Here is a 21,269-nt window from a genome sequence, read left to right on the forward strand (position 1 = left end):
ACGTTCGGTACTCCGACCGCGCACAATCGATAGACCTCGCGGTATGGGTCCCGGYCTTCGCCGGGACGACACTGGGAGGGTACCTGCGCGCTACTCCGCCGACAGCCGCACCATCTGGCGGCCGCCGTTCATTTCCTTGAGGTTGTTGACGAAGTTTTCCGGGCGCTGCCAGCGGTAAGGGACCTTCAGGCCCATGAACTCGGCGATGTCACCGATGAAACCGGTGCAGTTGGTGGTCTCGGCGTTCCAGACCGGCGAGCTCGCCTGCAATTTCTTGATGTAGGCGAACACGCGTTTCGCGTCGGCTTCGTTGAGGTAGACGCGGTAGCTGGCGGTCAAATAGTCCGGATCGAGATCGCCGTAGCTGGCGCCGGTCTCGGACGGCACCCAGGTCAGGTGACCGAGCACGTAGGCCCAGGTGTCGCCGGCAGGCGTGAGGCCCGCGACCTCGACGGCCTTCTCGCTGGTCTTGCCATACCAGATGAAGGCATGGCCCCAGCTCGCCGCTGTCCGCGCGCGGAAGTCGACGTAGTAGGGACCTTTCTCCGTGCGCGCGACCGGGCGCCGCGTCGATTGCGGTGCCGGTCGTGATGCGGTGTCGGCCGGGACAAGCGCATTTGCGTCGGCAATGCGCTTGTTCGCTTCATAGGCCGAGGCCGAGGGCGTCGTGCATGCGATCATGGCCGCGAGGGCGAATCCCGCGAGGATGCAGGGTCCCGATCGATCAGATGTGTTCGCCACTTTGTGCCCCTCGACTGCCGGCCGTTCACGCTGATGCAGCGATCGCCATGCTGCGCGTCAGTAGCGCGACACGACCGGGCCGGGCGCCTTGCCGATCGGGGCCTTTCCAATCGGGCTCTTGCCAATCGGCATCTTGCCGATCGGCGCCTGCTCCTGGGCATAAACGGGCTGCCGGCGCGGCAGATCCGCAGCGTTCGCCACCGTCACCAGAGCGAACGTAGCACCCACGACAAATACAATCTTCTTCACAGTCATACCCCTGAAGGTTTGGTCCAAACACGGCAGTGCCGTGCCCCCAGACACGCCTCACAGATGCGCGTCGGAATGCGTCCACAGTGCGGCGGACGCGCGACATGTTGGCGGCATATGTCGGCGTGCAGAGATGCGATGTGTGTCCGAATGTTTCGCTGCTGCGCGACGCCGGCGGCACCGCTTCAAGAGAACAGCAGGCGATCCTTGATCTTGTGTGCGACGGTGAAATCGTCGTCCCACCACGGCTTTTCGCCCGGGCCCGGCGGCCGTGCCAGATGCAGCTTCTCTCCCTTCTCGTTGGCCTTCTTGACGGCGACCCTGAACGAGTAATGGTCGAACAGGCTAAGGGCCTCGATCATGTAGGACACGGCGATGCGCCGGTCCCGGATGATCAGGAGATTCTCGCCGTTCTGGCGATCGGCGGGTTTGGAGAAATTGTAGGATCCCAGATAGACACGTGCCGTCGGCTTGTCGAAGTCGATCACGGTGAACTTGTGATGCATGCGCGTGCCGGTGCCGCCGGTCGGCTCCGACTTGAAGGGTTCCGGCACGTTCTTGCCGAGCTCGGCGGCGAACACCGGGACAACGTTTCCGTCCGGGTTCTGCACGTCGATGCCGCCCACCTCCTTGTCGGATATGCCGTAGACGAAGACGTTGCTGTTGGCGGTGAGATCGGTGATGGCGTCGCGCACGGAGCCCCCCGTCTGAGCCAGGAAGGCAAGCGAATAGAGCAGGGACGACGTCGCGCTCTTGAGGTCGGCCGCGATCTCGTCAAGCTTGGCGTTGGCGGCGCGGTGCGGCGAGAGCGCCACCTTGGCGTCGATGCCGGGAAGACCGAGATCCTGCCAGTCGGCGGAGGGGGTTGCGCCGAAGCCCGCGACGTTATTGCTATTGGCAACGTAGCTGTCGAAGGACGCGAAGGCGAGATCGACCGGCCTCTGACCAGTCACCACCAGGGCGTTGTTGGCCTGCACGTAGAAGCCGCGCCAGGACAGGTTGGTGGAGCCGAACACCACTTTCTTCACGGTCGGCCCGTTCACCGCGATCGTCTTGTTGTGCTGCAAATTGCCCATATGCTGGCGCAGCACGTTCGCGCGCCCGGCCGAGGCGACCAGGCGGACCTCCGCAGCGTTTTCCGCGGAACCGCTGTCGCCATGCGGGGAGCTGTCGTCGATGATGATCTTGAGCGACGGACCGAGCTGGACGAGGCGGTCGAGGATTTCGGGCAGATTGAAATCGTAGGCGACGACGCGGACTTCGGCATGGTCGGCGATCGCCTGATCGAGGGTTTCCAGGATCGCGGCGCGCGCCTCGAAACCCATCCAGGCCAGTGCGGCCTGCGTGTCGGGATGCGTGGGCTTGAAGTCGAGCCCGCCCGCGGCGAGCGGCGCCACCAGCGTGTTGATCGGGCCGTGCGCCAGATAGCGGTCGACGAAGGCCTGCGAGGAGATGAAGCCGCGGGTGAAGGTGACGTTGGCGATGCCGGGATAGGTCTCGCGCGCAAGCTGGATCGGCACCTGCTGCGCTTCGCCCTTGCTGAGGTTGCCCTGCGCGTCCATGAACATCGGCGTGACGCGATAGACGAAGTCGCCGACGAGCTCAGCGTTGCGCGGGAAATGCACCCAGCGGAATTTCTGGATCGGCGATTGCAGGGTCGGAAGCTTCTGCGGATTGACGTTGCCCGAGGCGTCGAGAAAGTTAAGCCGGTTGTTCAACGGAAAGAACTGACTGCCACCGGGCTCCTGGTACTCGATCGCGAAGCCGACGAAATTTTCCGGCGGCCGGCCGGTCTTCCAGTTCATCGCAACCAGCGTCATGCCGTCGCCGCGATGTAATTTCAGCGAGAACGGCGCATTGGCGTTGGTGCCGATGACCTGGAAGCCCGATGTCGAATTTGACGGAGCAGGCGCTATCACAGGCGGCGGCGTGACCACCGGCGGTGATGTCGTGGTCGGCGGCTTGGGCCGTTTCGGTTGGGTTGCGCCGGTCTTCTTGCTGCCCTTTCCAGTTTTGGACGCGCCGGCGATGGTCTTCTTCGCCTTGCTCGCCTTCTTGCTGGTCTTGGACTTGCCAGCCTTCGACTTGCTGGCCTTGGACTTACCAGCCTTGGACTTGCTGGCCTTCGCCTTGCGGGATTTGGATTTGGCCGCCTTCTTCGTCTTGGCTGCCGACTTGGCCTTGGAGCTTGGTTTCGATTTCTTGGCTTTGGATTTGGCCTTCTTGGCAGACTTGGTGGTTTTCCGGGCCATGGGCTCTTCCTCCGCTTATGAACGAGGGCCGGCATGTCGGGTAAGGGGCCGGCGATGAATGGCGATCGAGCTGACAATAATCTGAATCAAATATATTCGCGCCAAGATTGTATCACGGGCCAGGCGCCACGAAAATACCTCGTGATCTCATCGGCCGCCGACGTAGGTGAAATAGACGTGGGGGGAAGTGGGGGGAATAAGTGTGCCGGCGCCTCACCCGATCCTGTTCAGGCTGTTCCTGATCGTCGAGAAGATGCCGCCGATGTCCTTGCGCAGGCCGTCGAGCGCGTTGAAATTGTCGAAGATGCGGGCGAGCCGGTCTTCGACCTCGCGCTTGCTTCTGGTGAGCGCATCGACGCGCGAGGCCAGGGTTACCCCGCCATTGGCCTCGATCTCGCCGACCGTCTTGGCGAGGAGATCGCGGGTGGTGCTGACGTCGGCGATCAGGGCCTCGATGCCGAACACCGGGGCCTTCAGCGGGACGAGATCGGCCTGCGACTTTGAAAGTTCCGCCCTGAAGGCATTCAGCGTCGTCAGCGTCTCCTGCAACGCGCCGAGGCGCTGGCGCGACTGGAGCACGAAATCGTTCAGGGCGTTCTGGCGGTCGGCGAGGCTCTTGCCGTCGGCGTCGGTCTCGACCTCCGCGATCGCGCGCTCGAGCTGCGTCCGGCGCTGACCGAGCTCCTCGAAATCGAGCCGGATCGCCTTCAGGATGTTGAAACTGTCGTCGATGCGGGCCAGACGCTGCTCGATCTCGATCTTGTTGTTCGAGAGCGTCTCGACCCGTGCGCTGAGCGGCGCCTCGCCGCCGGTTTCGAGCTCGTTGATGGTTTTCGCGAGGCGGTCGTGGCTGAGGCTCAATTCGCCGATCAGGGCGTTGATGCCGGCCTCGGACGAGCGCAGCGGCACCAGCTCGGCGTGCGATTTCGCCAGATCTTCCTTGTACTGGTTCAGGGTTGCGAAGGTGTCCTGGACGGTGCCCACCCGCGACAGCATCGTCGATACGTCGCGGGCGATCTCCTTCAACCGGTCGGCGAGGTTGTTCTTGCGGTCGTCGGTCTCGAGATCGAGCAGGGACCGCTCGAGCTGGTTCTGACGGTCGCGGATCTCGGTGAAGACGGGCTCGACCGCGCGGCGCTGCTCGGCGACCTTGCCGACCATCTCGCGAAGCCCCTGCTGGCGGCGGCGGATCTCGGCGAGCTGGTCGTGCATGTCGGTGGATTCATTGCGGCCCTGCTGGAGCAGGGCGCGTTGCTCGGTCTCGCCCAATTTGTCGTGGAGCGCGGAGACGGCCTCCCGGGGATCGCTCTCGATCAGATGCTGGACGGTCGCGTCGAGGTGATTTTGCAGGGCGTGGGCGACGACGACGTCCTCCCGCGTCTTCCTGAGGCGGTCGCGCAGCGTGTTCAGGCGCCGGTCCTGGCGTGAGAGCCGCCAGACGGTTGCGCCGATCAGTGCGAGCGCCAAGGCCAGAAGTGCGCCGGTTGCGATTCGCTGCGGCATGGGCAGGCCCGCGAACAGGGCGGGCAGGTGGGCGATATCGTAACCAAACGCCTGCTGGGCGAGAAGCGCGATGGCGGCAAGCAGGACGAACCAGGCAACCAGGACAAACAGCCACATCGTGAATTCCTCACGCCGGCACACAATATCGCCATAGTTGCTATTGGAGAGCGGAACCGAGATCAAGGGGCGGGCGGGTTGCCGGACGCGTCAGCGAGCGCGATCCACAGCCGTCGGCGTCAGCCGATGGGTGGAGGGCGGTGCGGGTCTTGCCGAGTTTTCCCGAAGTTGGAGCGGCGGCGCACAGTCCCGTAGCCCGGATGGAGCGAAGCGCAATCCGGGTTCTGCGAGCCTCGAGGCGCCGGTCCCGGATTTCGCTTCACTCCATCCGGGCTACGGCACGGCGGTCGCAGCTACAGCCGAAACTCGTTGGTCAGCTCGCCGATGCCGTCGATCGCAACCGTCACGGTATTGACCGGCTCCTTCATCACGCCGACGCCGACGGACGTGCCCACCGCAATGAGGTCGCCGGGGAGCAGGGTCATGTCGTGCGAGATCCTGCTGACCAGCTCTTGCGCGCTGAAGATCATGTCCGCGATCGGATAGTTCTGCCGCTCCGCGCCGTTGAGAATGGTGCGCACCGTGAGTTTTGCCGGGTCGAGGCCGGTCGCGATGACGGGGCCGAACGGGCCGTAATCGTCGATGCCCTTGGCGCGGGCCCATTGGGCGAAGGTCGGGTCGCTGGTCAGGATGTCGTTGGCGGTGATGTCGTTGACGCAGGTGTAGCCGAAGATGAAGTTGTCGGCTTCCGCCGGCGAGACGCGGGCGCAGGTCCTGCCGATGACGATGCCGAGCTCGCCCTCATAGGTGGTCTTGCCGTCGTAATAAGACGGGCGGCGGATCACGGCGCCCGGCGTCGTGATGCTGGTGGTGGCCTTCAGGAGATAAAGCGGCTCCGGCGGCTCGGGCTGGTTCAGCTTGGCCGCAAGCGCATGAAAATTGTTCCAGAGCGCGACGATCTTGCTGGGCACGCAAGGTGCGAGCAGCTCGACCTCCGACAGCCCCAGCGTCTTGCCGGTGGCAGTGTTGCGGCCGAACATCTCGCCCTCATGCACGCTGATGCCTGACGGCGTCAGCGTGCCGAATCCGGCGGCGCCGGCGTGGCGGAAGCGGAGCCATTTCTTCATGTCGGCGGTCATCATGCCACCGCCAGCGCGCGAGGATCGGCCGGCGTCGAGATGCCGTCATAGAGGCCGGCGATGCGGGCGCGCTGCGTCACCATCGCCAGCACCGAGTCGAGCGCGGGCGTGGCCATCCCGGTCAGGCGGCCCATCTCCTGCACGACGGTGACGAGCGGATCGATCTCCATGGGACGGCCGCGCTCGAGATCCTGGAGCATCGAGGTCTTGTGCGCGCCGACCTTGCGGGCGCCTTCGATGCGGCGCTCGACATCGACGCGGAATTTGACGCCAAAGGTCTCGGCGATGCCTTGCGTCTCCACCATGATCGCACGCGACAGCGCGCGCGTGGCAGGATCGGTGCAGATCACGTCGAGGGTCGCGTGGGTCAGCGCGCTGATCGGGTTGAAGCAGACATTGCCCCACAGTTTTAGCCAGATCTCGTCGCGGATGCGGTCGAGCACCGGGGCCTTCAGGCCGGCGGCGACGAAGAGGTCGGCGAGGCGCTGCACGTCGGCGGTGATCTCGCCGGAGGGCTCGCCGAGCGGAAAGTTGTTGCCGTAGACGTGGCGGATCACGCCGGGCGCCTCGATCTCGGTCGCGGGATAGACGATGCAGCCGATGGCGCGCTCGGCCCCCAGCTCGCGCCATTGCCGCCCGCCGGGATCGATGCTCTCCAGCGTCGAGTTCTCGTATTGGCCGCCGTGCTTGTGGAAGTACCAATAGGGGATGCCGTTGACCGCGGTGACGATGCGGGTGTGGGGCCCAAGCAGCGGCTGCATCTTCTCGATCACGCCGGTGATCGAATGCGCCTTCAACGTGATGATGACGTAGTCCTGCACGCCGAGCTCGGCGGCATCATCGGTGCAGCGGGGATAGACGGTATGCGTCTCCTCGCCCGCGAGCAGCGTCAGGCCGCGCTCGCGCATCGCGGCAAGGTGCGCACCGCGTGCGATCAGGCTGACATCGGCGCCAGCGCGCGCGAGCTGAACCCCGAGATATCCGCCGATTGCGCCGGCGCCGTAGATGCAGATCTTCATGAAATCCTCGCGCGTGGCCGGAATTTTGGGACGAAAGATCCGGTCCGGCTCGGAAGGATCCGAGCCGGGGCCGGCAGTCGCAGGGGAAGGGTCGTTGCGCTTTAAGCTGCTGCTTGCGGCGTGCCGTTGATCGCTTCGTCGACGGCAGCCGCGATGTCGCGCATGCTGATGACGGAGACGAGGCTGTAATCGTCGATCACCGGCAGGTGGCGGATGTGATTGCGGTTCATCAGGTGCCGGACGTGCTCGATCGTATCGGTCGAGGAGCAGGACACGAGCTGCTGCACCGACACGAGCTGCGAGACCTTCACGTTGATGGCGTTGGCACCATGCTCCGCGACGGCGCGCACCACGTCGCGCTCGGTGAACATGCCGACGGCGGTGTTGCCTTCGGAGCGGACCACGTCCTTGACCACCAGGGCGCTGATGTTGTTGGCGCGCATCAGCTTGGCGGCGATACCCACCGTTTCGTTCATTCGCACCGTGACGACGCGCGGTGTCTTCTTGCGCAGAATGTCTCCGACTAGCATGGCGACCTCCCTGGGTGAATGATGGGACGAAGTGTGGTATACATAATGCCAATCGTCAAGCATTGGATTTGGCCGATCCGAAAATTCTTGCGGCAGGAATACTGACGTTTATCCACGCGCCCCAAAAGGAAAGGGGCGCATTGCTGCGCCCCTTTCCTTTTGTGCAGAGGCGTGTGGTTGCTACGCCGTCTCGGTCTTGGCGTTGCCCGCCGCGGTGCTCGCGCTCTCGGCTTCCTTGCCGAGGATGAAGGAACGCCGCAGCGGCTTGATCACGAACAGCGCCATCAGCGCGGCGGTCGCATTCAGCGCCACGGCCACCACGAACACGGCCTTCCAGCCGTAGGTTGCGGAGATCACGCTCGCGAGCGGGACCAGCAGCGAAGCTGTGCCCTTCGCCGTGTAGAGCATGCCGTTGTTGGTGGTGGCGAATTTCGAGCCGAACGTGTCGCCGCAGGTGGCGGGGAACAGCGAGTAGATCTCGCCGAACACGCCGAAGTAAACTGCGGTCGCGAGCACGAACACGATCGGCACATGGCCGTAGGCCGACAGCGTCAGGAGCATCACCGCGGCGGTGCCGAAGGCGATGAACATGGTGTGCTCGCGGCCAATCGTGTCGGAGACCCAGCCGAAGAACGGGCGGCCGAAACCGTCGAAGATGCGGTCGAGCGAGATCGCGAAGGTCAGGGCCGCCATCTGGAAGCCCGCGAGCGTCACCGGCGTATCGGCGATCTTGAAGTCGTGCGCGATCGGGCCGATCTGCGCCGCGGTCATCAGGCCGCCGGATGCGACCATGACGAAGACGAGGTACATCACCCAGAAAATGGGGGTGCGCAGCACTTGCGGCGGGGTGAAGTCGATCTTGGTCTGCGGCAGATTGAGCTGCTTCTTCTTCGGCGGAATCGAGAGCCGTGGCGGCTGGATGAAGAAGGCGAGCACGAACACGATCAGACCCTGGCCGATGCCGAAGGTGAGGAACGCGTGCTGGTAGCCGCTCGATGCGATCATCGTCGCGATCGGTACGATGGTGAGCGCGGCGCCCGCGCCGAAGCCCGCGGCCGTCGCGCCGGCGGCAAGGCCGCGGCGATCGGGGAACCATTTCAGCGCGTTGCCGACGCAGGTGCCGTAGACGGCGCCTGCGCCCATGCCGCCGACGATTGCAGCCGTGTAGAGCAGGGTGAGGCTGTCGGCATAGGAGTTGAGCACCCACGACAGCGCGATCATCACGCCGCCGAACATGATGACGATGCGCGGGCCGTATTTGTCGACGAACCAGGCTTCGACCGGAACGAGCCAGGTCTCGGTGACGACGAAGATGGTGAAAGCGAGCTGGATCGCGGCGCGTCCCCAATGGTGGGCCGCATCGATCGGATCGACGAACAGCGTCCAGCCGTATTGCAGGTTGGCGATCATCGCCATGCAGACGATGCCCATGGCCAGCTGGAACCAACGGAAACCGGTGCGAAGAGGCGCGGCCGTGACGGCGCCGTCCGTGCTGGAAATCATCAAGAACCTCCCAACGCGCCTGATTTGATGCGACCTGGGATTGCAAGATGACCCAGTGTCGCAAATATTGTGGCTTATCGTCGCAAGCGCGGTGAGGACATTGGTATACCATATTCCAGAAGGCAAGCCGAATCTTGTGACGCAGCGCAAGAAAACTGCGTGGTTCCGCGCGGTCGATGGTACCCGGAGGCGGATTCTGTAAAAACGAAAACGCCCGGCCGTGAGGCCGGGCGTTTTGCTTGAGTCGGTTGCGGTGGAGCGCGTCAGGCCGCAGTCGATTTCGCGACCACGATCTTGCGCCAGGGTTTCAGCACCGCGATCGCCAGCGCCGAGGCCAGGATGTTGGCGCCGGCCGCGATGATGAACACGCTGTCCCAGGTGCCCGACGACTGCTGCATGTAATTGGCGATCGGCACCAGCAGCGCGGCGGTGCCCTTTGCGGTGTAGAGCAGGCCCGCATTGGTGGTCGCGAACTTGGCGCCGAACGTGTCGGTGCAGGTCGAGGGGAACAGCGAGTAGATCTCACCCCAGGCGAAGAACACGAAGCCCGAGAGCAGCACGAACCAGATCGGATCGTGGCCCCAGAGATAGAGCATCCAGATGCCGAAGCCTTCCATGCCGAAGGCGATGAACATCGTGTTCTCGCGGCCGATCATGTCGGAGATCCAGCCGAAGAACGGACGCGTCAGGCCGTTGAGAACGCGGTCGATCGTGGCTGCGAACGTCACCGCGGTCATCGTCACCGCCATCAGCGTCACCGGAACGCTGTCAACCTTCCAGTCGACCGCGATCGGCTTCAGGTTCGCCGTCACCATCAGGCCGCCGGCGCCGACGATCACGAACATGAAGTACATCAGCCAGAAGATCGGCTGACGCAGCACCTCGGTCGGCTGGTAGTTGCGACGCGTCTGCACCAGCGCGGCGTTCGCCACCACGACCGGCACCTGGCCGGCCTTCGGCGCGAGCAGGAAGAAGGCGAGGATGCAGATGATGATGCCTTGTCCCAAGCCGAAATAGAGGAAGGTGGTCTGGAAGCCACTGTCCTTGATCATGGCCTGGATCGGCGCGACGGTCAGCGCGGAGCCTGCACCGAAGCCGGCCGCCGTGATGCCCGCAGCAAGACCGCGCTTGTCGGGAAACCATTTCAGCGCGTTGCCGACGCAGGTGCCATAGACGCCGCCGGCGCCGATGCCCGCGATGATCATGCCGAGATAGTAGCCGTTGAGCGAAGTCGCCTGGGCGTTGATCGCCCAGCCGGCGGCGCAGAGAATGCCGCCGATCAGCACGACGATGCGCGGACCGTATTTGTCGACGAACCATCCTTCGACCGGCACGAGCCAGGTCTCGAACAAGACAAACAGAGTAAAGGCCCACTGGATCGAAGCGCGATCCCAGCCAAACTTCTTCTGGATGTCGGGGACGAAGAACGTCCAGCCGTATTGATAATTGGCGATCATCACCATCGCCGCTACACCGACTGCCAGTTGCGCCCAGCGATACGTGTCGCTAACGCGCGCGGTAGTAGGGGCCGTTGCCTGCACCATGTCCGTCATAAAGCCTCCCGTGGCGCCTCTAATTTTTCTGCGAGCGCTGGAGTGGCATTCTTGTATTCATTATGCCAAGGTTCAAGCGCTGGTCCGGTCACCGTGCGCAAATGCCGCAGGACGTTCGCCGGCCGCGGCTGTGACTCGGGACAACGCAAATAGAAATGGCCCCGTCCTGCGGGGCCATTCATCAAAAGTAGTATGTGGACGGTTCTGAAACCGGCGCGTCGCGCTCGCAGCGCGGGAGGCGCTGCTTACAGGCCGAAGCGGGGCAGGTCGCCGTTGTGATTCGAAATCTCGGCGCTCGCCATCAGGAAGCGGTCGACCGCGGCCATGAAACGGGCGAACAGCGAGGCGGAGGGCGCGAGGGCGACGGAAGCGGTCTTGGACATTGGAAATTCCTTTCTTGAGACGGTCAGTACTGCTGTCTCATTTCGAAGGGCAATCTATGTATACCAGATGCCAATGTCCATGCATCCCATTGCATAGCAGCATTCAATCTACCGCATTGCAACATAATGATGCGTTAAAGCGGCCGCTTCGGGCTTAAAGTTGCCGCCGAAACGAGGCGCTGGCTCTAAAATGCCTGCCCCCGTGGCAAAAGACGTGGATCCAGGGGGCATGATCGGCCTGAAGCGCGCCATGGGAGCGAATTCCGACCGCGCCGCCGCGGACCGGGGCTCTTGGCAGGCTCATGCAAAGCCGCTAGTGGTCCGCCCCCTTATCCAATCATCTGTCAGAGTGGTTCATGTCGAGCGCCTCGCCCGCCGTCTCGATCGGCATCGATTTTGGGACCAGCAATACGGTCGTAGCGCTTGCGGCGGACGATCGCCGGGTCGAGGCCATCCGCTTCGATCATGGCGGGCAACGGCACAGCGTCTATGTGTCGGCGCTGTGCTTCTGGGAGGACCGGCCGGGAGCCGGAGCCCAGGCTGAAGGCGGCCCGTGGGCGATCGAGCAGTTCCTCGAGGGACGCCACATCTATCGCTTCCTCCAGTCGTTCAAGACCTTCGCAGGAAGCAGCAGCTTCAATTCCACCCAGGTGTTCCGCCAGCGCTACAAGTTCGAGGACCTTCTCGCCGCGTTCCTGCGCACGCTGGCGCGTCATGGCGGCGACCGGTTCGGCTTCGAGGCGGCAAACATCACGGTCGGCCGCCCTGTGCGCTTCGCCGGCGGCAATCCCGACGAGGCGCTGGCGATGGAGCGCTACCGGGCCGCTTTCGAGCGCCTCGGCGCCGGCCACGCGCGCTATGTCTACGAGCCTGTGGGAGCAGCGTTCTCCTTTGCCCGCCGGCTGGAGCGCGACGCCACGGTCCTGGTTGCGGATTTCGGCGGCGGCACCAGCGATTTCTCCGTGATGCGTTTCTCGCGCGCTGGCGGCAGCTTGCGCGCCGAGCCGCTTGGACACGCCGGCATCGGCATCGCCGGCGACACGTTCGACTACCGCATCGTCGACCACGTCGTCTCGCCGCGGCTGGGCAAAGGCTCCAGCTTCCGCTCGTTCGACAAGGTGCTGCCGGTGCCCAACAGCCACTACACCAACCTCGCGCGCTGGCATCAACTCGCGCTGATGAAGAGCAACGGCGATTTGCGCGAGTTGCGGGAGCTGTCGCGCACCGCGCTGAAGCCGGCCCTGCTTGAGGATTTCATCACCATCGTCGACCTCGACCTCGGCTTTTCGCTGTACCGCGCGGTGTCCGACGCCAAGGTCGCGCTGTCTGGCCGGGATGAGGTGGACTTCCACTTCAAGGGCGGCGGGGTCGACATTCGCTCGGCCATCACGCGGAAAAACTTCGAATCCTGGATTGCCGACGATATCGCCCGGTTGGGGGCCACCGTCGACAAGGTGCTGGGCGAGGCCGGAATCACCGCGCGCGAGGTGGAAAAAGTGTTCCTGACCGGCGGCACCTCCTTCGTGCCCGCCGTCCGAAAACTGTTCGCCGAGCGGTTCGGCAACGAGCGGCTGATGTCGGGGGACCAGTTCGAGTCGATCGCCTACGGCCTCGCTTTGATCGGGCACAGTCCCGACCCGGACCGCTGGACCGCGAGCGGCGGGCTTGCGCCGAAGGCGGGCGCGTAAGCATCACGGTCACGCGCCCGCAGCGCCGTTGTCATTGGTTGATCTCGGGCTCGACGAGCCGTGCCAGGTTGCGCAGCGATTCCTGCCAGCCGAGATAGCAGGCTTCCGGCGGGATGACGTCCGGGATGCCGGCCTGTGTGATGTCCACCTCGGTGCCGACCGAGACTTTCTTCAGCAGCACGGTCACCTGAATTTCGCCGGGCAGATTGGGGTCGTCGAATTTGTCGGTGTAGCGGAGACGTTCACCGGGGACGAGCTCGAGATATTCGCCGCCGAAGGCGTGGCTGTTGCCCGTCGTGAAATTCCGGAACGACATTTTGAACGTGCCCCCGACCTTGGGCTCGAGATGATGCACGGTGCAGGTGAAGCCGTTCGGCGGAAGCCATTTCGCCATCGCATCCGCCTCCAGGAAGGCGCGATAGACTTTCTCCGGACTGGTCGAGAGAACGCGGTGTAGACGTATCGTGCTGGGCATATTCTTTCATCCTCTTGCTTCGATGGGCCCGACCTCGGCGTCTACGGCCCATTCATGTCCCAAGGACGACCGGGATGCCCTCGATCCGACACGGCATCGCGGAAAACAGCGGCCGCCGAAATGGGCGGCCTTCGATGTTGCCTTTGACCTTGCCTTGGACCGATCTGCCGCTCACCGCGTCCAGTCTTCACCGGCGCACAGCGTTCCCATGCAGCCCTGGACGTTGAGATTGCCTGATGGCAGCAAGGTCACTGTGCTCGCGTAGGTCTTTCCGTCGTCGGCATTGTAGATCCTGCCTGACCATTTATTGGCACCTGCGGCCTGCATCTCGATGAACAGGGAGATGCCGACGATCTTGCGGCCGCGCAGCGCGGGATCGGCGTTATGGTCGTCGAGCTGTGCCTTCCCCGTCTTCTTGTCGATCGGCTCCTTGAGCCAGACGACCCGGCCGCACAGCGCACTGCCGCAGCGGCTGACCTTGATCTTCGCATCGCCCGACTGCGTCAGCCAGACGCCGGCTGGACCGCTGACCGTTGCGGCTTTGGCGTTTCCAAGCGGCGAGATGGACAGCAGCGCCGCGAGCAGGTGCCGGACGAGGAAGGAACGCATGGGAGCTCCGTTGTGAGTCGGTTGTCATGAAATATTTCATGATAAACGAGAAATATATCGCGTTTTAGGTTGAGTCAATTGGGCGTAACAGGCATATTAGGGGAGGGCGATTGCTTGGAAATTGCGGAGTGCCTGGAGATGAGTGTGGTGGGGATATCGGTACGCGAGGCCCGGCAGAGCTGGTTCCGACGTCTCGATCTTGCGTTCTGGGCGATCTGGGCGGCGCTGCCGGTGATGGTGTGGCTCGCTTATCGCGCAAACACGACCGCCTCCGCTTCGATCGCGGCGAGCCTCAGTCCCGAGCAGGTGAAATGCGCAGGGATCGTCGCCAACCCGCTCGACATGTCGCGCCACGGCCAGTTGCTGTTCTGGACGTTATTTGCGCTTCAGCTCTCGTTCTTCGCCGTGTTGATCGGCATCCTTCACCGCATGGTGCATCGTTTCGCGCGCGGCCGGATCTTCGTGTCCGAGACGCTTCAGGGGGTGTGGTGGATGGGGATCATTCTGGTGATCTGGCCGTTCGTCGACCTGATCACCAGCAACGCGGTGGCTTATGTCTTGCACGAGATCGGCGACATCAAGTTCTTCCTGCCGTCCTACAACATCGACATCGGCACGATCGCGGGCGGGGTGTTCCTGATGGCGCTGAAATTCGTCATCGAGCACGCCATCCTGCTGAAGTCCGAAAACGAACTGACGATCTGAGGTGAATGCTTGTGCCGATCGTCGTGAACCTCGATGTCATGCTTGCGAAGCGCAAGCGCCGCCTCGGTGACCTCGCCGACGCAATCGGCATTTCCATCCAGAACCTCTCGATCCTGAAGACCGGCAAGGCGCGGGCGATGCGCTTCTCGACCTTGGCCGCGATCTGCCGCGAGCTCGACTGTCAGCCCGGAGACATCCTCGAATATGTCGCGGGCGAGGAGGGGGGCGATGGGGATGCGGGCGAGGCAAGTTGAACGCGCTCAATCGAATCAAGTTCGCCCGGTGCGAGATCCGCCGTCAGATCGTTGCCACATCCAGCGGCGTCATCGTGAAGGCGAGCCGGTAGTGGCCGGTCGTTGGATCGTTCTGCGCGCCCAGAGCGCCGAGCGCCGCCGGCGAGAGTTGACCGGCGATCGCGTCCTCAATCACATCGCCATCGTAACCCGACAGCAGCACGATCCAGTCGGCGGCGCCGTCCTTGCCGCGGATCTGCTGCTCGATCGTGGCTGAATTCGTCCTGGGCGTGTCGGTCAGGAGGAGATCGGCGCCTGTCAGACCCGGCTTCTGCGCCAAGGCGCCGAGCGTCTCCGAGAGGTTCGCCTGCAACTCCGCCTCCCGTCCGACGGCTGGCGAGAGCCTGATGGTCGCGAGCGAGGTCGCGACACCGCCGCCAAAGCTCGCCACGATCCGGCACTGGCTGCGGACCATGCCGAGATGATGCGGCATCATCCTGGTCGACCACGGCGTCGGCGCGTTGAGGCGGTCGAGATATCCTTTCGATGTCAGCACGTCGTACCGCTCCAGCTCGTAGAGCACGAAGAAGCCGTCCGCGTCGGTCGCGCTGGTCCAGCGCGATCCGCGCCGGAAGCCGGCAATGCTCATCCGCTCCGGAAAATGCTCGTGCGAATGCCAGTCGCCGAACTCCGTGCGCTGCTCGGGGCGGACGTTCCACCACATCGCGACGGCGGCCTTTCCCAACAGTGACATGCTGACCTCGATCTTTTTCAAGTCGTTGCTCGCAGGAGCGCCGTCGAGAACCAAAGGACGACTGCGCTCGTTCTCAACACGTCCGGCGTCGCTTCCCACGTAGCGTTCGCGCTCGGCACCATCGGCCTCTTTTGCAGCGGCGTTCGATACGCTCCGTTCACACTTCGTAACGATCAAGCCGAACTTTAGCTCAACTCGGAGAGTAGCCATTTGTCGACAGCGTCTGGCGCCGGCGGCGACCTCGCTGTGCATCCATCGTAACCGAGGAGACCCGCGACATGAAGCAGACAACGCTGCGTTACCGGGCCTTGCGCCGGGTCCGCAGCCTGCCAGCGGAGATCGTCTCGAGATTGCTTGGAATGCCGGCCATCAGCCGGAAATTGGACAAGGCTTACGACAAGGCGCGATCATCTCACCGGTCGCGGCTGCCCAAACTCTCGTCGCTTGACGCGGAAATTGTCGCAGGGTTGGAGAAGAACGGCGTCTATATCACCTCGCTCGAAAAGCTGGATTTGCCCGGCACGGACGCGCTTTGGGCATCGGCGACCGAAATCGCGAACGCCTATTCCCTCCGCGCCAGAAAGGGCGAGTTTGGTGGCGAATACACGGTGCAGGTCGGCGCCGAAGACATGATGCGCCATCCGCATATCGTCCGCTGGCCTCTCGACGATCGCATCCTCAACATCGTCGAGGCCTATCTCGGCCTGCCTGCTGCATGTGACACGTTGAACTTCTTCTATACCGTCGCCGACGGCAGACAGGTGGCGGCACGCAGATGGCATCGCGATGTCGAGGACCGGCGGATGGTCAAGGTGATCGTCTACCTGCACGATGTCGACCTCGACACCGGCCCGCTCGAAATCCTGCACCGTCCCTTTCCCGGCAGCGACTCACTCGACGGTGCCAACTTTCCTGTCCTGACGCAGGAAATGCTGGAGGAGCGGCTCGGCACGACGCTGGAGAGCGGCGACGTGACGACCTGCATCGGCAGGGCCGGCACGGTGATCTTCACGGATGTCGCCAGTTACTACCATCGTGGGCGTCCGGCGATCGCGCGTGACCGCTGCGCGCTGTTCTACAATTTCTTCTCGCGCACGCCCCTTCGACCGTTCTTCTGCGAGCGGCATGTGTTCTCACGGAAGCAGCTTTCCGAGCTTGCTGCCGRCCAGTCTGCTCGCGCGCGCGACTGCTTGCTGTGGCGCTCTAACGTGCCTCTGTTCGCCCGCCTGGTGCCAACCGCGCCGCTTTGAACATCGACGGGGATCCGACGGGCTCAAGTGCCGCTCATGCCACCCGAGCGGCCGGTGCGGCGGGATCGGTGTCCACACCTGATCAATTGAAGCCACAATTTTGTTGTCCTTCTTCGCTCATGGGCTTGGTCAGGGGGACTTCCGTTGCGCAGCGCGCTTTTGGCTTTCGCCGTCACGCTCTCTTGTCTTGGCTCGCCTGCGCAGGCCGCGGGCATTCAGCTTCTCGAATCCGATCCCGCCCTGGCGGGCGCGATCTGGTATCCATGCGCGGCGGAGCCGACACATGTGGCGCTGGGCAGTCTTTCGGTCGGTGCCGATTTCGACTTGAAGGGCGTGAAGGATTGTCCGGTCACCGGCGCAAAGCTGCCGCTGGTCATTGTCTCGCACGGCCGGGGCGGGACGTTCGTCCAACAGCACGACACCGTGGAGGCGCTGGCCGATGCCGGTTTCGTCGTCGCCGCCATCAATCATCCTGGCGACACCTATAGCGACTCCTCGCGGCGCGACACCTTGTCGGTCTGGGGATCGCGCCCCCGCGGACATGGTCCGCCTGCTCGATTTCGTGCTGCACGACTGGAAGGACAGGGCGGTGATCGATCCCGCCAGGATCGGCTTCTTCGGTTTCTCGCTCGGAGGGGCTACCGGCCTCGTGCTGATGGGGACCAGGCCGGATTTTGCGAGGGTGGCGAGTTTCTGCAAGGAGGCGACCGGCGCTTGCGCACAGCTTCACAATGGTGAGACGCCGCCTGACCCGATACAGGATGCGCGCATCCGCACAGCCGTCATCGTTGATCCCGCGCCGGGCGTCCTGACGCGCGAGAACCTCGCCGCCGTCAAGGTGCCGTTCCAGTTCTGGCGGTCGCAGTTCGGCGGCCCGGGCGTGGGCGACGGTTCGGGCACGGCGCGCGTTGCAGAAAGCCTGCCGGGCAAGCCTGACATTCACGTCGTTCCGGCCGGCCACTTTGCTTTCCTCGCACCTTGCTCGGCCGAGCTTGCGGCGGCCATCCCGCGCATCTGCGCCGACGTGCCGGCGGGATTCGACAGGGTAGCCTTTCACCGCGAGTTCAATGCCGCCGTGGTGCAGTTCTTCCGCGGGCAACTCGGTGGCGGCGATCGCTGAGCGCTCAGTCGAGACTGAGCTGCATCATATCGGCGCCCTCAGGCCCGGAGAGCTGATCCAGGCATCGATCTGAATGGCCGTCTCGTCCTGCCGCACCCTTCGCAGCAACATCTCGCGGCGACGACCCGGAGGAAGCGAGCGCGCCTCCTCGCGCAGACGTTTGGCTTCATCCGCCAGCCGCTGCCTGAGGGATTGAGTCTGTTTGAAGTGACGCCGTCCCATGGTGTTGCTCCCTTGCTGAACAGGCGGGAGCGCAACCGGCGTTCTCATCACCGATGAAAGCCGCGTGCCGGGCGGTGATGGGCAATCGTAGCAAAAGACCCACGGCGCGTATGTCCACAAGGATACGTTGCTCGCCCGCAGGGGTGATTGGATCGGAGAAGGCAGGGGCCGCTATGACGTCGACCCGACATGGTCGCGCGGATGCGCTGATCGATGTGACGTGACCTGAAACCGTATATCAAATCGATGCTTGCGAAGGCTCGTTTGCCTCGCATCGGATGCCCGCAGGTCTTCGTCTTCAAGCCTGGAAATGTTCCACCGAAGCCGCGGGCGCAATTAAATCCGGGCAAGCCTTGCAAATGACGATGATGAGGTATACTTTAACGCAGTTCGTTCAGCCGCTGTGCCTTGTTGAATGCGCCCGCGGGCTCCTTTTCCAGAGACATCGACGAATTGAATCGGTTCTGCGTGAGTGTCACGCGGAATGCGCGCATGTGCGCTTTGGAGAAGAAAAATGACGACAGGTACCGTGAAGTGGTTCAACGGCCAGAAGGGCTTTGGATTCATTCAGCCCAACGACGGCGGCAACGATGTGTTCGTTCACATCAGCGCAGTCGAGCGGGCTGGTCTTGCGGGTCTCGCCGAGGGCCAAAAGGTCAACTTCGAGGTCAAGACCGACAAGATGCGGGGCAAGGTCAGCGCTGAGAATCTCTCGCTGGCTTAAGGCCTCTGGGCCGTTTCACGGATGTACTGAAACGGCCATGCTGCCCGCTCGATCCCAGGGATTGAGCGGGTTTTGTCTGTTGCGGAGCAGGGTGAGGGATGAGCGCCAGGAAATCGGCAGAACCGACACCCGAAAGCATCGCGCGTTCGAACCGTCAGCGTTTGGCTGCTGAAGAAGGAGCGCGGGCGATGGCGGATGCGGGAAAGCAAGCCGTCGATGTTCGCAAGAACATGGCTCGGCTGCGAGAGCTGCGCGAAGCCAAGGAAGCGGCCGACGCCACCCTTCAAGCATCGTTGCCGGCGCCCGCCCCGACGAAGCGCAAGAAGAAGGTGACGCCATAGCCGCGTTCCATAGCGCCGACGACAATCTGGAGAGGGCCGGTCACATGCCAAAGAGTGCGGGTCGTGCCTAGAGTCAAGTCGGACAGCGGTGGCACCATCACCTTCTTTCTCGCGCTGGGCGCGGGCCGGCAGATGTGTCGTCTTGCGACGACATTTCTGACGCAGAAGCAGGCGTTCAGCTACCTTCACAAGAACCGGACCGAATTCGAGCGCATGGCGCGGGCGCAGCTGGCTTCGGGGGACGTCGAGGACGGGATCGTCGTGCTCTCGATGCTGTAGATCAGGCGCGGATTTTGGCGCGCCTTCAGCGTGATCCGCGATCGCCGTCCGGTGCCGGCGCTCCTATTCGGAGCGGCTTGCCGGCTTGGCCTCGCGGGCCAATCGCTCCGCCTTCAGCCGCTCGCGATTCTCGTGCAAGGAGTTCTGGTCCTTCGCATAGTCATTGATCGGCTTCTGCGTTTTCGCAGGCTTGAACGCCTTGTTGGCTTCACGCTTGGCTCGATCAGAGGATTGATCTCTCAACATTTCGACCTCGATTTGATCAACGAGCGTGGTCCCGACGAGTGCCGGACGACGCCTCCCGCTTGCCAACTGAGTGTATCGACTTGTCCCCCTCCGGGCGAGAGGGCGGCCAATTCTTCGGCGTGGGGCGGGTCTTCTGCGAGGTGCTCAGTCACTCGCTGTGGAGACGGCGCGCCCGCATTTCCGAGAGCACACCGGTCGAGAGAATAACGGCGGGCCACCGGATCGGTTCCGCGGGGACCAATCTTTAATTCCACGTTGGCTGGTCCAGCGCGGGAAGCGTGCCGATTGCGGGACGCAGTCGCTCTCGCCGCCAACAAAAAAGGCCGCCGGAACCGGCGGCCTTTCGTGCATCTGGTTAACCCGCTTACTCCGCGGCCTGCTTCTGCGGCGGGTCGAGCGCGCCGGACTTGTGGATCTCGGCGACCTGGTGGTCGCTGAAGCCGAGCACGCTGCGCAGGATCTCGTCGGTGTGCTCGCCGAGCAGCGGGGAGCGCTCCACGTCGCTCGGGCTATCCGACAGCTTGATCGGGTTGCCGACCGAGATGTACTTGCCGCGGGTGGGGTGGTCGACCTCGACCACGGTGCCGGTCGCGCGGAGCGACTGGTCCTCGGCGATCTCCTTCATCGACAGGATCGGGCCGCAGGGGATGTCGTCCTTGTTGAGGATCTCCATCGCCTCGAACTTGGTCTTGGTCATCGTCCACTGCTCGATGCGGCCGAAGATCTGGTTCAGGCGCGGCAGGCGCGCCGCCGGCTTGGCGAAGTTCGGGTCGGTCTTCCAGGTCGGCTCGCCGATCACGTCGCAGATCTTCTCCCAGACCGGGGCCTGGGTGATGAAGTAGATGTAGGCGTTGGGGTCGGTCTCCCAGCCCTTGCACTTCAGGATGCGGCCGGGCTGGCCGCCGCCGGAATCGTTGCCGGCGCGCGGCACTGCGTCGCCGAACGGAATGCCTTCGCCGAACTGGCTGTATTCCTTGAGCGGACCGTGCGCGAGACGCTGCTGGTCGCGCAGCTTGACGCGCGCGAGATTGAGCACGCCGTCCTGCATCGCCGCGGTGACGCGCTGGCCCTTGCCGGAATGCGTACGCTGATAGAGCGCGGTGACGATGCCGAGCGCCAGGTGCAGGCCGGTGCCGCTGTCGCCGATCTGCGCGCCGGTGACGAGCGGCAGGCCGTCGCGGAAGCCAGTGGTGGAAGCCGCGCCGCCGGTGCACTGCGCGACGTTCTCATAGACCTTGCAGTCCTCGTAGGGGCCGGGGCCAAAGCCCTTGATCGAGGCGACGATCATCTTGGGGTTGATCGCCTGGATCTTCTCCCAGGGGAAGCCCATGCGGTCGAGCACGCCGGGGCCGAAGTTCTCGACCAGCACGTCGCACTTCTTGATCAGCTCGGTCAGGACTTCCTTGCCCTTGGGGTTCTTGGTGTCAAGCGTGATCGAGCGCTTGTTATGGTTGAGCATGGTGAAATACAGGCTGTCCACGTTCGGGATGTCCTGCAACTGGCCGCGGGTGATGTCGCCCACGCCCGGGCGTTCCACCTTGATCACGTCGGCGCCGAACCAGGCGAGCAGCTGCGTGCAGGTCGGTCCGGACTGGACGTGGGTGAAGTCGAGAATGCGAACGCCCTCGAGCGCCTTGGTCATCGTGTTGCTCCGTACTCTGTCTGCCCCTGCATCCGGCAGGGAATAATAAGGG

Annotated in this window: 25 protein-coding genes; 8 read left to right on the plus strand and 17 right to left on the minus strand. The window is 63.7% G+C overall.

The annotated features are described in order from the left end of the window. Window positions 1–90 precede the first annotated feature (90 nt). The 10 genes from ACXJMY_RS26120 to ACXJMY_RS26165 form a co-directional block, all read right to left on the minus strand. Window positions 91–741, minus strand: a complete 651-nt coding sequence (locus ACXJMY_RS26120; RefSeq protein WP_456622220.1) for a hypothetical protein — start codon at window positions 739–741, stop codon at window positions 91–93. 57 nt (window positions 742–798) lie between these two features. Next, entirely contained in the window at window positions 799–996 is a 198-nt protein-coding gene (locus ACXJMY_RS26125; protein ID WP_456622221.1) for a hypothetical protein, read from the minus strand. A gap of 179 nt (window positions 997–1,175) precedes the next feature. Next, the gene (locus ACXJMY_RS26130) at window positions 1,176–3,242 is read right to left on the minus strand and encodes a phospholipase D-like domain-containing protein (protein WP_456622222.1); all 2,067 of its coding nucleotides are present in this window, start codon (window positions 3,240–3,242) and stop codon (window positions 1,176–1,178) included. A gap of 213 nt (window positions 3,243–3,455) precedes the next feature. After that, window positions 3,456–4,862 (minus strand): hypothetical protein, encoded by a 1,407-nt coding sequence (locus ACXJMY_RS26135; RefSeq protein WP_456622223.1) that lies wholly within the window; start codon window positions 4,860–4,862, stop codon window positions 3,456–3,458. Window positions 4,863–5,155: 293 nt separating this feature from the next. Further along, window positions 5,156–5,944, minus strand: a complete 789-nt coding sequence (locus ACXJMY_RS26140) for a fumarylacetoacetate hydrolase family protein (protein WP_456622224.1) — start codon at window positions 5,942–5,944, stop codon at window positions 5,156–5,158. Continuing rightward, complete coding sequence (locus ACXJMY_RS26145) at window positions 5,941–6,960, minus strand: 2-dehydropantoate 2-reductase (RefSeq protein WP_456622225.1); 1,020 nt, start codon at window positions 6,958–6,960, stop codon at window positions 5,941–5,943. Before ACXJMY_RS26145 ends, ACXJMY_RS26140 begins: the two co-directional genes overlap by 4 nt. Before the next feature lie 101 nt (window positions 6,961–7,061). Further along, window positions 7,062–7,490 carry a CBS domain-containing protein gene (locus ACXJMY_RS26150; protein ID WP_456622226.1) on the minus strand — a complete coding sequence of 143 codons (429 nt, stop codon included), beginning with the start codon at window positions 7,488–7,490 and terminating at the stop codon, window positions 7,062–7,064. A 180-nt stretch (window positions 7,491–7,670) separates the two neighbouring features. Then, window positions 7,671–8,993 carry an oxalate/formate MFS antiporter gene (oxlT, locus tag ACXJMY_RS26155; RefSeq protein WP_456622227.1) on the minus strand — a complete coding sequence of 441 codons (1,323 nt, stop codon included), beginning with the start codon at window positions 8,991–8,993 and terminating at the stop codon, window positions 7,671–7,673. Window positions 8,994–9,256: 263 nt separating this feature from the next. Beyond that, window positions 9,257–10,546, minus strand: a complete 1,290-nt coding sequence (gene oxlT, locus ACXJMY_RS26160) for an oxalate/formate MFS antiporter (RefSeq protein ID WP_456622228.1) — start codon at window positions 10,544–10,546, stop codon at window positions 9,257–9,259. 245 nt (window positions 10,547–10,791) lie between these two features. Next, window positions 10,792–10,929 (minus strand): hypothetical protein, encoded by a 138-nt coding sequence (locus tag ACXJMY_RS26165; protein ID WP_164938782.1) that lies wholly within the window; start codon window positions 10,927–10,929, stop codon window positions 10,792–10,794. A 356-nt stretch (window positions 10,930–11,285) separates the two neighbouring features. Between ACXJMY_RS26165 and ACXJMY_RS26170 the strand changes: the two genes are divergently transcribed. Then, window positions 11,286–12,617: an Hsp70 family protein gene (locus ACXJMY_RS26170; RefSeq protein ID WP_456622229.1), complete on the plus strand. Its 1,332-nt coding sequence runs from the start codon at window positions 11,286–11,288 to the stop codon at window positions 12,615–12,617. 31 nt (window positions 12,618–12,648) lie between these two features. Here ACXJMY_RS26170 and ACXJMY_RS26175 read toward each other — a convergent pair whose 3' ends face one another. Both ACXJMY_RS26175 and ACXJMY_RS26180 read right to left on the minus strand, forming a co-directional pair. Then, window positions 12,649–13,092: an SRPBCC family protein gene (locus tag ACXJMY_RS26175; RefSeq protein WP_456622230.1), complete on the minus strand. Its 444-nt coding sequence runs from the start codon at window positions 13,090–13,092 to the stop codon at window positions 12,649–12,651. A 171-nt stretch (window positions 13,093–13,263) separates the two neighbouring features. Continuing rightward, on the minus strand, window positions 13,264–13,701 hold the full coding sequence (locus tag ACXJMY_RS26180) for a DUF2147 domain-containing protein (protein ID WP_456622231.1): 438 nt from the start codon (window positions 13,699–13,701) through the stop codon (window positions 13,264–13,266). A 147-nt stretch (window positions 13,702–13,848) separates the two neighbouring features. Between ACXJMY_RS26180 and ACXJMY_RS26185 the strand changes: the two genes are divergently transcribed. Then, window positions 13,849–14,406, plus strand: coding sequence for a DUF2975 domain-containing protein (locus ACXJMY_RS26185; RefSeq protein ID WP_456622232.1), 558 nt, complete (start codon window positions 13,849–13,851; stop codon window positions 14,404–14,406). Between the two features lie 11 nt (window positions 14,407–14,417). Further along, complete coding sequence (locus ACXJMY_RS26190) at window positions 14,418–14,660, plus strand: helix-turn-helix domain-containing protein (RefSeq protein ID WP_456622295.1); 243 nt, start codon at window positions 14,418–14,420, stop codon at window positions 14,658–14,660. Window positions 14,661–14,703: 43 nt separating this feature from the next. Here ACXJMY_RS26190 and ACXJMY_RS26195 read toward each other — a convergent pair whose 3' ends face one another. Continuing rightward, window positions 14,704–15,393: a hypothetical protein gene (locus ACXJMY_RS26195; protein WP_456622233.1), complete on the minus strand. Its 690-nt coding sequence runs from the start codon at window positions 15,391–15,393 to the stop codon at window positions 14,704–14,706. Window positions 15,394–15,671: 278 nt separating this feature from the next. On the opposite strand from ACXJMY_RS26195, the gene ACXJMY_RS26200 reads away from it, so the two are divergent. Beyond that, window positions 15,672–16,643, plus strand: coding sequence for a hypothetical protein (locus ACXJMY_RS26200; protein WP_456622234.1), 972 nt, complete (start codon window positions 15,672–15,674; stop codon window positions 16,641–16,643). Window positions 16,644–16,772: 129 nt separating this feature from the next. On the opposite strand, the gene ACXJMY_RS26205 is transcribed toward ACXJMY_RS26200, so the two are convergent. Further along, window positions 16,773–17,114: a hypothetical protein gene (locus ACXJMY_RS26205; protein ID WP_456622235.1), complete on the minus strand. Its 342-nt coding sequence runs from the start codon at window positions 17,112–17,114 to the stop codon at window positions 16,773–16,775. A 70-nt stretch (window positions 17,115–17,184) separates the two neighbouring features. On the opposite strand from ACXJMY_RS26205, the gene ACXJMY_RS26210 reads away from it, so the two are divergent. Then, window positions 17,185–17,763 carry an alpha/beta hydrolase family protein gene (locus ACXJMY_RS26210; protein ID WP_456622236.1) on the plus strand — a complete coding sequence of 193 codons (579 nt, stop codon included), beginning with the start codon at window positions 17,185–17,187 and terminating at the stop codon, window positions 17,761–17,763. A 24-nt stretch (window positions 17,764–17,787) separates the two neighbouring features. Here ACXJMY_RS26210 and ACXJMY_RS26215 read toward each other — a convergent pair whose 3' ends face one another. Then, window positions 17,788–17,985 carry a hypothetical protein gene (locus ACXJMY_RS26215; RefSeq protein WP_456622237.1) on the minus strand — a complete coding sequence of 66 codons (198 nt, stop codon included), beginning with the start codon at window positions 17,983–17,985 and terminating at the stop codon, window positions 17,788–17,790. A gap of 514 nt (window positions 17,986–18,499) precedes the next feature. Here ACXJMY_RS26215 and ACXJMY_RS26220 point away from each other — a divergent pair. The 3 genes from ACXJMY_RS26220 to ACXJMY_RS26230 all read left to right on the plus strand — a co-directional run bounded on the left by ACXJMY_RS26220 (window position 18,500) and on the right by ACXJMY_RS26230 (window position 19,329). Continuing rightward, window positions 18,500–18,709, plus strand: coding sequence for a cold-shock protein (locus ACXJMY_RS26220; protein ID WP_247990441.1), 210 nt, complete (start codon window positions 18,500–18,502; stop codon window positions 18,707–18,709). Window positions 18,710–18,807: 98 nt separating this feature from the next. Beyond that, window positions 18,808–19,050: a transcriptional regulator gene (locus tag ACXJMY_RS26225; RefSeq protein WP_456622238.1), complete on the plus strand. Its 243-nt coding sequence runs from the start codon at window positions 18,808–18,810 to the stop codon at window positions 19,048–19,050. 54 nt (window positions 19,051–19,104) lie between these two features. Continuing rightward, window positions 19,105–19,329, plus strand: coding sequence for a hypothetical protein (locus ACXJMY_RS26230; RefSeq protein WP_456622239.1), 225 nt, complete (start codon window positions 19,105–19,107; stop codon window positions 19,327–19,329). A 63-nt stretch (window positions 19,330–19,392) separates the two neighbouring features. Here ACXJMY_RS26230 and ACXJMY_RS26235 read toward each other — a convergent pair whose 3' ends face one another. Then, the gene (locus ACXJMY_RS26235) at window positions 19,393–19,575 is read right to left on the minus strand and encodes a hypothetical protein (RefSeq protein ID WP_456622240.1); all 183 of its coding nucleotides are present in this window, start codon (window positions 19,573–19,575) and stop codon (window positions 19,393–19,395) included. Between the two features lie 364 nt (window positions 19,576–19,939). After that, entirely contained in the window at window positions 19,940–21,217 is a 1,278-nt protein-coding gene (gene frc / locus ACXJMY_RS26240; RefSeq protein ID WP_456622241.1) for a formyl-CoA transferase, read from the minus strand. Window positions 21,218–21,269: the final 52 nt, after the last annotated feature.

Source organism: Bradyrhizobium sp. P5_C12 (assembly GCF_054049735.1).